5 protein-coding genes are annotated in these 11,900 nt (G+C 61.3%); 3 read left to right on the top strand and 2 right to left on the bottom strand.

What is annotated here, in order from left to right; all coding sequences use genetic code 11:
* Positions 1-337: 337 nt before the first annotated feature.
* Complete coding sequence (locus EFQ99_RS21940; protein ID WP_245441552.1) at positions 338-688, top strand: hypothetical protein; 351 nt, start codon at positions 338-340, stop codon at positions 686-688.
* 20 nt (positions 689-708) lie between these two features.
* Here the strand turns inward: EFQ99_RS21940 and EFQ99_RS21935 are convergent, their stop codons facing one another.
* A complete protein-coding gene (locus tag EFQ99_RS21935; RefSeq protein ID WP_126923327.1) occupies positions 709-1,893 on the bottom strand; it encodes a GTP-binding protein in 1,185 nt (394 codons plus the stop codon).
* A 101-nt stretch (positions 1,894-1,994) separates the two neighbouring features.
* A complete protein-coding gene (locus tag EFQ99_RS21930) occupies positions 1,995-8,339 on the bottom strand; it encodes a DUF4082 domain-containing protein (RefSeq protein ID WP_126923326.1) in 6,345 nt (2,114 codons plus the stop codon).
* A gap of 572 nt (positions 8,340-8,911) precedes the next feature.
* On the opposite strand from EFQ99_RS21930, the gene EFQ99_RS21925 reads away from it, so the two are divergent.
* Both EFQ99_RS21925 and EFQ99_RS21920 read left to right on the top strand, forming a co-directional pair.
* Positions 8,912-10,252, top strand: a complete 1,341-nt coding sequence (locus EFQ99_RS21925; RefSeq protein ID WP_208722800.1) for a polysaccharide biosynthesis/export family protein — start codon at positions 8,912-8,914, stop codon at positions 10,250-10,252.
* Between the two features lie 136 nt (positions 10,253-10,388).
* Entirely contained in the window at positions 10,389-11,897 is a 1,509-nt protein-coding gene (locus EFQ99_RS21920) for an O-antigen translocase (protein WP_126923324.1), read from the top strand.
* Positions 11,898-11,900 lie beyond the last annotated feature (3 nt).

The raw sequence follows: 11,900 nt of genomic DNA, 5'->3' as shown, positions 1-11,900 counted from the left end.
ATCCGGGCTAGAAATGCCCGGCCCGCCGGCCCGCACCGCTTTGCCTTGGCGAAGCGAAAGGGGCGTCCGGCGATGCCTAGGCTGCTGGTCTGCCTCTCCTCTCAATCGACCTTGACAAGCGCCGCCAAGTCGAGACGCTATCGGGCTCGCAACGTCTTGGAAAAACGAGGGTAGGATGAGGTTCAGCAGACCGACAGTCGCAGGCGTGGTTGGCGTGGCAGCGTGTGTGTTGGGTGCGTGCCTTGCGGCATCGCCTGCGCTTGCACAGGAGGTCGAGCCGCCGGCTCCATGGGTTAAGCTCACCGGTTCGCATGCCGGAGCGGTCGGAACATGCTCAATGATTGATGCGAGCGACATCGAGGCTTGTTACATGGTCCGGTGCGACGCCAAGAACGGTCTCATCTTCGAGATTGGCGATGCCACTATTGGTGAGAACGGCCCGCGATTGGCGCGCTTCGAGATTGGGAGGTACAGAGAGACGATCCGCCTCGACGGCAACAGTCCCGATCGGCGAACGATTGTTCTCTCAAAACATCCGAAGCTGCTTGCCGCCCTCACATCCGGCGCTGATTTCGCCACTATGTTCGCCATCAAGGCCGGCGAGATAGATTACAGCACCGGCTTTGAACTTACGGACGCGCGAGAGCAGATACCTCGCGTGGCAAAGGGCTGCCCAACCAAGCCGTGACGACGCGAAGGTCCACCGCGCTACCAGGCCGGAAACGGATCTTCGAGGCTGGCCCAGTCGCGCGGATCAGCGCTGGCGAGGCATCCGTCCAGTGCGGTCCGCACACCTTTCTCGTCCATATCGACACCGATAAAAACCAATTCCTGCCGACGGTCGCCCCAGGCGCTGTCCCACCGGCTCTCGATATGCTGACGAAACTGTTGATGGGGTGGCCAGTCCTGTCGGGGCACGGCTGCCCACCACAGCCCCATGGGCTCGCAGCGCCGTTGCACGCCGGCAGCCGACATCAGACCCACGTGACGCGGGCGGGTGGCAAGCCAGAGGTGGCCCTTGGCACGCATCACCCCCGGCCAGGGCTCGTCCAGGAATGCTCGAAACCGCTTCGGGTCGAAGGGACGCCGCGCGCGATAGACAAAGCTCGATACGCCGTATTCCTCAGTCTCCGGGACATGGTCGCCCGGGCTGTATAGTTCTTTGTGCCATAACGGGTGGGCGGCTGCTTTTGCTTCATCGAAGAGGCCCGTATTGAGGATGGTTGCAAGGGAAACCTCGCCGAAGTCCGCCTCCACCTGACGCGCATCCGGGTTGAGAGCAGTCACGACCGTGCGGACTTCCGCGCGCATCTCCTCGCTCGCGTCCGAGATCTTGTTGATCACGACAACATCGGCAAATTCGATCTGGTCCACCAACAGGTCTATGAGTGTCCGCCGGTCTTCGCTGTCCCGCTCCATGCCGCGGTCGGCAAGCAGATCGGCGCTGCTGTAATCGGCCAACAGGCTTGCGGCGTCGACGACGGTCACCATCGTGTCGAGTTTCGCAAAATCGGAGAGCGAAACACCCTTCTCGTCGCAGAATGAAAAGGTGGCCGCGATCGGGCATGGCTCGGCAATGCCGGTCCCCTCTATCAACAGATAGTCATATCGCCCTTCTTCGGCCAGTCGCCGCACTTCCGCCAGGAGGTCATCGCGCAGGGTGCAGCATATGCAGCCATTGCTGAGCTCAACCAATGTCTCCGTCGTATGCGACAGGTTGCAACCGCCGTCTCGGATGAGACTGGCGTCTATGTTCACTTCGCTCATATCGTTGACGATGACGGCGACCCGCAGGCCCTCGCGGTTGGTCAGCACGTGGCTGAGGAGCGTCGTCTTGCCGGCGCCGAGAAAGCCGGTGAGCACTGTCACGGGTAGCCGGTCGATCCCGTTCATCGCCATCTCTCGAATATGGACGTTCGGGGCGATCGTCGCCCCGGCGGGCATTTGCTTCGTATGAACCTCATTCCGATCTCGTTCCCGACCTCCCCGATCCCTCACGCGGCAAGCTGCGGCCGGAAGACCACGTCGGCATAGTAATTCGCTGAATTGAAAGTGCCGGTCGGGAAGAGGCCTGCGGTGGCAGAGCCGCCATAGGCATAGAGGCCGTTGCCGCTCGCCGGCGCCGTCAGCGGACCGTTCGTGACGGCAGCGGTGAAGAAGGCGTCGGTCGCCACATAGCCGCCTGTCGTGTGGTAGGAGGCGACATAGGTGGTGTTGGCGGTGATGGTGTAGGGCGTCGTGAAGTTCGCCGTTTGCCAGCCGCTTGCCGTGGTGTTGGTGAAGGTGGCGGTGGCAAGCTTGGTGCCGGTGGAACTCCACAGGTCGACGACGTTCTGTCCGTTGTCGTTGGCGCTGCGGTAGAACCTGATACCGGTAATGTCGCCGGCGACGTTCGACGTGAACTTGACGCCGAGCTCGAGCTGCTGGCCGTCATTGAGGTTCGTCTGAGTCGGCGTGCTGGAGGCGGAAAACAGGCTGTAGGTCGTTGGCGCCGTCCCGGCAGCGATAGTGAAAGTCTCGTTGGTCGAGAGACCGCCGATATCGGTTGCCGTGACCTTGACGGCATAGTTGCCTGCTGTCGTCGGCGTGCCGGAGAAAGTGCGCGTCGAGGCGTTGAAGGTCAGCCAGGCAGGCAATGCCGTGCCGTCGGAAGCCGTTGCCGAATAGGTCAGCGTCTCGCCGCTGTCGACATCGCTGAAGGTCGTCGTCGGCAGCGTGTAGGAGAAGGCGGAGCCAAGGGTGGCATTCTGCGTCGCCGTCTGGACCGCGAGCACCGGTGCGTCATTGGCGCCATGGATGGTGATGGTCAGGTTTGTCGTGGAGGTGGCCCCGGCGGTATCACGCATCGTGTAGCTGAAGACTTCATTCAGCGTGTTGGTCGACAGGCGCAGTGCCTGCACGGCGGAATTGGTCTCGTTGATCGTATAGGTATAGGTACCCGATGCATTGAGGACGAGACTGCCATAGGTGCCGCTCAGCGCCGAGCCGAGCGTGCCTGATGTCGCGCCGAAGCTGACGGCGCTCACCGTCTTGGTGTCGCCAGAGTCCGGATCGGTGTCATTGGTCAGCACGTTGCCGGTGGCAACTGCACCACCCGAACCATTGGCGACACCGCCCTTCTCGGTCGCATCCCCCGCATCGGCGACCGCCGTCGGCGTCGCGTTGTTGGTATTCGTGGGACGGAAGACCACGTCGGCCCAGTAATTGGTGGCGCCAAAAGTGGAATTCGGGAAAATGCCAGCGGTGGCGGAGCCGCCATAGCGGTAGACGCCGTTGCCGGTGGCTGTCGCCGTCAGCGGCCCGCTGGTGACGGCGGCGGTGAAGAAATTAGCGGTCCCCACGTAAGCGCCTGTCGTGTGGTAGGAGGCGACATAGGTGGTGTTGGCGGTGATGGTGAAGGGCGTCGTGAAGTTCGCCGTCTGCCAGCCGCTTGCCGTGGTATTGGTGAAGGTGGCGGTGGCAAGTTTGGTGCCGGTGGAGCTCCACAGGTCGACGACGTTCTGTCCGTTGTCGTTGGCGCTGCGGTAGAACCTGATGCCGGTAATGTCGCCGCCGACGCTCGACGTGAACTTGACGCCGAGCTCGAGCTGCTGGCCGTCGTTGAGGTTCGTCTGGGCCGGCGTGCTGGAGGCGGAAAACAGGCTGTAGGTCGTTGGCGCCGCCGCGGCGGCGATCGTGAAAGTCTCATTGGTCGAGAGACCGCCGATATCGGTTGCCGTGACCTTGACGGCATAGTTGCCTGCTGTCGTCGGCGTGCCGGAGAAGGTGCGCGTCGAGGCGTTGAAGGCAAGCCAGGCAGGCAATGCCGTGCCGTCGGAAGCCGTTGCCGAATAGGTCAGCGTCTCGCCGCTGTCGACATCGGTGAAGGTCGTCGTCGGCACCACGAAGGAGAAGGCCGAGCCGACAGTGGCGTTCTGCGTCGCCGTCTGGACCGCGAGCACCGGTGCATCATTGGCGCCATGGATGGTGATGGTCAGATTTGCCGAGGCGGTGGCGCCGGCGCTATCACGCATCGTATAGCTGAAGACTTCATTCAGCGTGTTGGTCGAGAGGCGCAGCGCTTGAACGGCGGAATTGGTCTCGTTGATCGTATAGGTATAGGTACCCGATGCATTGAGGACGAGACTGCCATAAGTGCCGCTCAGCGCCGAGCCGAGCGTGCCTGATGTCGCGCCGAAGCTGACGGCGCTCACCGTCTTGGTGTCGCCAGAGTCCGGATCGGTATCGTTAGTCAGCACGTTGCCGGTGGCAACTGCACCGCCCGTGCCATTGGCGACACCACCCTTCTCGGTGGCATCCCCCGCATCAGCAACCGCCGTCGGCGTCGTGTTGCCGGGAACCGACACGGCAATGTTGAAGGTCTCGTTGGCGGCAAGGCCGCCGAGGTCGGTTGCCGTGACCTTGACGCCATAGCTGCCGCCTGACGTCGGCGTGCCGGAGAAGGTCCGCGTCGAGGCGTTGAAGGTCAGCCAGGCGGGAAGTGCCGTGCCGTCGGAAGACGTTGCAGCGTAGGTCAGCGTTTCGCCGCTATCGACATCGCTGAAGGTCGTCGTCGGCAGCGTGTAGGAGAAGGCAGAGCCGACGGCGGCGTTCTGCGTCGCTGTCTGGACGGCGAGCACCGGCGCGTCATTGGCGCCATGGATGGTGATGGTGAGGTTTGCCGAGGCGGTGGCGCCGGCGGTATCGCGCATCGTGTAGTTGAAGACATCGTTCAGCGTGTTGGTCGACAGGCGCAGCGCCTGCACGGCGGAATTGGTCTCGTTGATCGTATAGGTATAGGTACCCGATGCATTGAGAACGAGACTGCCATAGGTGCCGTTCAGCGCCGAGCCGAGCGTGCCTGACGTCGCGCCGAACTTGACCGCGCTCACCGTCTTGGTGTCGCCAGCATCAGGATCGGTATCGTTGGTCAGCACGTTGCCGCTCGCAACCACACCACCCGAACCATTGGCGACACCGCCCTTCTCGGTCGCATCCCCCGCATCGGCAACCGCCGTCGGCGCCGTGTTGTTCGCATTCGAGGGATTGAACATCACATCGACCCAATAGTTCGTCTGGTCGAAGCTATTCGTCGGGAACGCGCTATTGCCGTAATTATAGACGCCGTTGCCGCTTGCCGGCGCCGTCAGCGGGCCACTCGTCACATTGGAGGTGAAGTAGTTGGCGGTCGTCGAATAGTTGCCGACATTCGTATGGTAAGATGCCGTATAGGTCTGTCCGGCTGTCAACGTCACCGGGCTCGTGAAAGAAGCACTCTGCCAGCCGCTGGCAGTCTCGTTGGTGAAGGTGAGAGTCGCAAGTCGCGTACCCGTGCTCGACCAGAGCGACCCGGTATGTGTGCCCGTATCCAGGCTGCTCTTGTAAAACCGAATGCCGCTGACCGTGCCCGCCACGGAGGACTGGAATTTGACCCCGAGCTCGACGGCTGCAGCATCGTCGGTGTTGACGACCGCCGGCGTCGCGCCACCGAAGAGTGACGTAAAAGTTGGTCCGGTGACGGTGACAGTGCGTCCCGCCGAGGGTGTCTCGAGATTGATGCTGTCGTCCACCGCCCGCGACCGGATCGTATAGGTCCCTGCAATCGCCGGGACCCATGTGTAGGTCCAGTTCTCGTCGCCCGTTGCCGGATGCCAGCTCGCACCGTTATCCGTCGAAACCTCGACGCTGGCGATGACCCCGCCGCCCGTGTCGGCAGCGGTGCCCGAAATCGTCACGGTGGAACCAGCGGCCACCGTGGCAGGTACCGTGATGGAGGAGGTCGGTGCGACATGGTCCGACGAAGCAGTCGTCGCGGTCAACCCGGATTGCAGCGTCCCCGGTTGAATCCCCATATCGGCAAGCAGATTGACCATGGCCTGCTGCACGCGAGGATCGGTCGCGGTCGCCTCGTTATCGTGATTATCGCTCAGGCCCCACGTCCAATAGACCGTGCCGGCGCCGAACACCAGCGCACCGCTGGGGGCGCGATAAAGGGTCAGATTGTGGGTCGCCGTCGCACTGCCGGTGGTATTTCCGTAGTCGAGCAAGTAGGTGGTGACGGGCAGCGTCGTCGATGACAGCTTTACCAGTCCGGCCGGATCGAAGCCATTGTCAGGCGCTTCATCCCACTCGTAACCAAGATAATTCTTAGTGAGCGTCGCCGTCTGGCCGGGCTGAAGGTTTGCGACGCTCGTATTGCGCCAGAAGCGCAGATTGGCATCATCATAGGCAACCTTGATCGCGGCAAGATTGCCGCCGACGTCGTCGACCTTGAACAATTGGCCGGTCAGCGAGTTCTCAGGATTGCCGCCGCCGATCGCAGGCGGGCTGAGGCGCGGGTCGCGGAAGGTGCCTGTCCATTCGTTGGAAGGATCGAGGCTGACACCCTGGGGGCCCCATGTCTCCTTGTAGGAGATCAGGGTGCGATAAGGTGTTCCATCGGCGCTGTAGGCATTGCCCCATCGGGTACGCCAATAAACCTCGTTGCCGCTCCAGAACATCAGGTTGACGCCCGCATCGCGTGCGGCTTCGACATTGGTCCGCTGCTGTCCCGACCAGTATTCGTCGTGCCCGGCATCGACATAGGTCTTGTGATTGAGCAACAGACTGCCATAGCGGTCGACGTCGACGCCCGAGAGATAGGAGACGTCATAGCCGTTCTGTTCCAGCCAGTAGATGCCTGCATATTCGGCGCCGAACAAATAGTCCTGCGGGCCGGCATAGGTGCCGACCCCGTCGCGGGTCGCAATCGGCCTGTTGTAGCTGAGCGCATAGGCGCGGCCCGCCCCCTGCCCCGTCGCCGGGCCGTTGCCGCCATAGAAGTTTGCGCCACCCCAGCCGTTGTAAGCTTGCCAGGTCTCGTCAGAGGTCTGGAAGACAATATCGCTGTGGCTGGCGTCGTCGCGCACGATGAACGGAATCTGATTTTCGCCGAAGGTGCCGTCCTGACGCACGAGCTTGGCGATATAGACGCCTGAGACGGCATCGCTAGGTACAGTCCAGGACGCCGAGACGGCCCAGTTGCCGGCGTCCACCGTGCCGGTCGTGGCATTGCGCAGCGGGTTGGGCTGCGTCTGCAATCCGGTATGCTGTATGGTCGTGACCTTGCGGGCGCCCATGCCGCCATAATAGCCGAGCCGATAGATATCGATACGATAGTTGGTGGAATTCGTATTGATCTTGAAGCTGACCGTGTTGCCGTTGTCGACGCTGATGTCGGTCGCAAACCCCTCGATGTTAGTGCTGCCGCCATTGCTGAGGCCCCACTCGCTCTCCGGATTGCCCTGCTTCTGGTTTTCCAGCACGATCGCGTTGCTCGCCACCGCCGCGGCGGCCGCCAGATCTTGCGTTGCCAACGACCGCTGCGCAGAAGGTTGAGGTGGTGTTGTCACCGAGCCGGAAAGGACAGCTCTACCCTTGGTGCCGGTTCCCGTTCCCATCTCTCCGCCGCCGGGCAGTGATCCGTTCGAGATCGCCGAGTTCACCAGGTCTGCGGTTGCGCGCCAGCCCGCGAACGAGGATACGTCACGATCGAGAAGCGGATCGCTGACCGAGGCGCCGATGGCCTTCTTGATCGTCGAGACATAGTCCGGCCCGTCGGTAAATTTGGTCCCCGGCAACTGACCGTCCTGCTGAAGCAGGCCGCTGCCATGGGCCCAATCGAGAATCCGTGTGGGGGAGGTATAGTAGCCGCATCCGCACACGCCAAAGGGCATGCCAACCGCCAGCGCATTGGCTCCAGCATGATGCGCAGTCGATTGCGCTGATGGCGTCGATTCGAGAATGACGACCTTGCCCGAGTGAGAACGTTCGCCCCCCACGGTGGCAGAATCTTGCCCCGAAGCTGTCGGCGCAGGGCTTTGCGGCAAATACGGGGCCAGAGGATCGTCGCCTATCAAGCTCATTCCAGCATAGGCGCGCGGAAGGGATGATGCCGCCCCGAAGGCAACTCTGTCTGCATCCGGCGCGAAATGTACAAAACCCGGCGTATGAGCCGATGATGCAGACGCGGCCAGATTACCGCTGCGCTCTGCTAATTCGCGATTGATTGTGAAAGCGTCGGGCAAAGGCGGCGCTACGAGCCTGTCGTCGGCCCGACCGTCCGCGTCTCCGTTCACGCCCGCTGTCTGTCCAATGTCATGCTCGCTGAGCACCGCGTCCTTATGGGGATCGTCGACAAGGGCGCCCTGATTGTTTCCAGTCGCAGTTTGCACCGATGCCGCAAGTTGAGCGCTGTCACCGTGCCTATCGGCAGGCTTGCGCGGCTTTCCTTTTTCGCCTCCGCCGACAGTGAACCATCGGGGAAACAACGAATCCATCAGGAGTGAGCGCGAAGTCCATCGGCGAGCGTTGCGATACATAGCGGGGTACCTCTCGCAAGAATATCAGGGTGATCTATGAGGATCGCTTCATACGAAATCGCTTCATACGAGGCCATGAAGTATAGTCGAAAAACAAGCGAGTATATCCTACGCCTTTTGCTCTATCGGCTGCATCCTTTGGAACGGCCGTGCCGCATGGCCAAGAAATGAGCGAGACACGCGAAGTCACGAATCCGTGTATTGGAGGGGTTTGGGTGATGGCAAAAGCCTTTGGAATCGCGGCATCTTCGATCGGGCACGGGCCGGTCCAGCGCCGCACCCGCTCGCCGTCTTTCGCGCGAGACGCCTATTCCTGCGTGCATAACCTTTGATTTTCCAGGATAATGCCTCTTTGCCGCGCAGGGATATATGTTTCTGTTCGATAAAGGGTGAAGCACTCCCCCTCACCTCATCAATAGTGATGAGGCAAAGCAAACGGCCTCCACCTTCCTCAAGGCTTCGCCAGACTGCAAACTAACAATGCGGATTCGGACCTGTCGTCCGGCCGTCGAACAGTGTCAAGGCATTGGACCGGCATCCGTTTAAGGATGTTTTGCAGGCGAGATATGTACATGAATTCATCGCACCGCACGCTCCACCTCTTCTTTCGTGCGACATCTGTCATCGGAGCACTTGTCTTTCTTGCCGGAGCTGTGCCGCCGGCTCTCGCCGACAGCGCGCCCCCGGCTTCACAAACCTTGGCACCACAAACCTTGGCACCACAAACGAAAATCCGCCTGACGATCGTCCAATGGATGCAATCCAGGGGCCAATATGAACGATGGGACGCGCTTGGCGGCGAATACACCGTCTCGGATGACGGCACGGTCTTTTTGCCGTTCCTTGGAACCCTTTCCGTCGGCAATCGGAAAAACGCCGACCTCACAAATGAGATAGCCAAGCGTCTGCAGGAAAAAATCGGTTTGGTTCAGGCGCCGGCGGTCACCATCGAAATTCTCGAATACCCGCCGATCTACGTCGTGGGAGACGTAACCACGCCTGGGCAGTACGTTTTCCGCCCAGGACTGACCGTCCTGCAATCGCTCGCAATGAGCGGCGGGCCGCGTCGCGCCAAAGAGGAGCAGCAAACGCATTCGATCCAGATCGTAGGGGAATTGCGCGAAATCGATCACTCGATCCTGCGCAGCACCGCGAGGTTGGCGCGGCTCCAGGCGGAGATGGATGAAGCCAACGAGATTACCTTCGACGAGACGACCGGCCCCGATCAGCAATTTGCTGCCGGGATATACAACGAGGAAAGGGTTATCTTTCGGGCTCGCGCCAATGCGATGGACAGGCAGTCAAGGGCCTTCACGGAATTACGCGATCTTTTGATCAAGGAAATGGCGACGTTGGAAGAGAAACTGACGGGCGCAGACGACAATATCAAATCGGTCGAGGACCAACTGGTCAGCGTCAAGTCCCTGGTCCAGAAAGGCCTGACGATTTCGTCAAGGCAGATGGATCTGGAACGGTTGCTGACGACCTACCGCTCCGACAAGCTCGACCTTGTCACCGCCATCATGCGGGGCCGCCAGGCAATCAGCGAGACGACGCGCAACCTCGAGGGGCTTTACGACGCACGCCGGAGCGAAGTGGCGACCGAAGCACAGTCCGAACGGGCAAGTCTCGATCAATCCAAGCTGAAGCGCGAAACGCTACAGAAGCTGCTCATCGCGGACCTTGGGAGCAATGACAGCGTCAAGAGCGTCGCCGACGACCTCCCGCTTACCTTTAGCGTGACTCGTCGGACCGCAGGACAAATCGATCAGTTCCAAGCCTCGGAATCGACGGCGCTGGCACCGGGCGATGTGGTGAGGGTCGTTCAGCCGCACATCTTGGATAATTCGCCTCAGGCCGACACGAGCCCATCTTTCGAGTCCCAAACGCTTGCAGATCGAGCCGGCCAGTGACCCGCGACGTGCACGTGCTCTCAACAACGTTGGAGCGGGGGTTCGAGCGCCACCATGGCGCTCAGGTCGTCTGCCTCAAAGAAATCGCTCTTGATATGGACCGGCCTGAATCTAACCTGGCAGCTAGGGTTGAGTGATGAACCTGCGTATGATCCCGCCCAGCGGTCAGACTTATACCCAAATCCTCAAATCGACGATGCTGATGGGCGGTTCCTCGCTGGTCAATGTCGCCCTCAGCATCATTCGCAACAAGGCGCTCGCTCTTCTGCTCGGCCCTGAAGGCGTGGGGCTTCTCGGCCTTTACGGGGCAATCCTCGATATCGCGCAAGCGATCGCTGGTCTGGGCGTCAGCAGCAGCGGTGTGCGCCGGGTCGCCGAGGCGGCGGGCGCCGGCGACGAAGAGAGGATCGCGCGGTCGGCGACAGCGCTCAGACGCATCTCGGTGGTGCTCGGCTTGCTTGGCGGGCTTTTGCTTGCGGCGCTGGCGTTTCCGGTCTCGAAATTCACCTTCGGCGACTACCAGCACGCCGGCGCCATTGTGCTGCTCTCCCTGGCGGTCTTCTTTCGGCTCATGTCTGCCGGGCAGGCTGCGTTGATCCAGGGTTTGCGAGGCATCGCGAATCTTGCCCGCATCAACGTTCTGTCGGGGCTCTTCGCCACGATCGTCAGCATCCCGCTGATCTATCTGTTCGGCGAAAAGGCGATCGCACCCTCTCTCGTGGCAATCGCGGCCGTCTCGGTCCTTCCCACCTGGTGGTACAGCAAACAAATATCCAGGCAGCCGCCGCCGATGTCGGCGCGCGAGTTCGGCGGGGAAGCGAAAGCCCTGTTCAGGCTCGGCGTCGCCTTCATGGCAAGCGGACTTCTGACTTTTGGCGCGGCCTACGCCATCCGTATCATCGTCCTGAATGAAGGGGGCGTGGTCGCGGCGGGATTGTATCAGGCAGCCTGGGCGCTTGGCGGTCTTTACGCCGGTTTCATCCTGCAGGCGATGGGAACGGACTTCTATCCGCGCTTGACCGCAATCGCGAACAATCATGCCGAGTGCAATCGGCTGGTCAATGAGCAGGCGGAAATCAGCATATTGCTGGCTGGCCCCGGTCTGATCGCTACGTTGACCCTGGCGCCGCTCGTGATGAGTTTGTTCTATTCGGCGGAGTTTCATGGGGCCGTGGATCTTCTGCGCTGGATCTGCCTTGGGATGATGCTCAGGATCGTCGCCTGGCCGATGGGTTTCATCGTCCTGGCGAAGGGTGCGCAGACGATCTTCTTCTGGACGGAGGTCGCAGCAACGCTGGTGCACGTGGGGCTCGCCTGGCTCTTCGTATCGAAGTTCGGCACGCCAGGGGCCGGCATGGCGTTCTTCGGCCTCTACGTCTGGCATAGCATCCTGATTTACGTGATCGTGCGTCGGCTCACCGGCTTTCGCTGGTCGCCCGCCAATCGCAGGCACGCGCTTCTCTTTCTGCCTACATCGGGATTGGTAGTCTCGGCCTTTTTCCTCTTGCCGGCATGGTCGGCGATGGTGATTGGCTGCGTCGCCGTGGTGGTGACCGGGCTTTACTCGCTGCGCATGCTGGTCGAACTGCTTCCACCGGAGTCGGTGCCCGCAATCGTCAGAGGATGGATCGCGAAATCCGCATAAGGA

The sequence above is a fragment of the Rhizobium vallis genome, from assembly GCF_003985155.1.
Classification (GTDB): Bacteria; Pseudomonadota; Alphaproteobacteria; order Rhizobiales; family Rhizobiaceae; genus Rhizobium; species Rhizobium vallis.
This window is presented reverse-complemented; position numbering and strand designations above follow the sequence as displayed.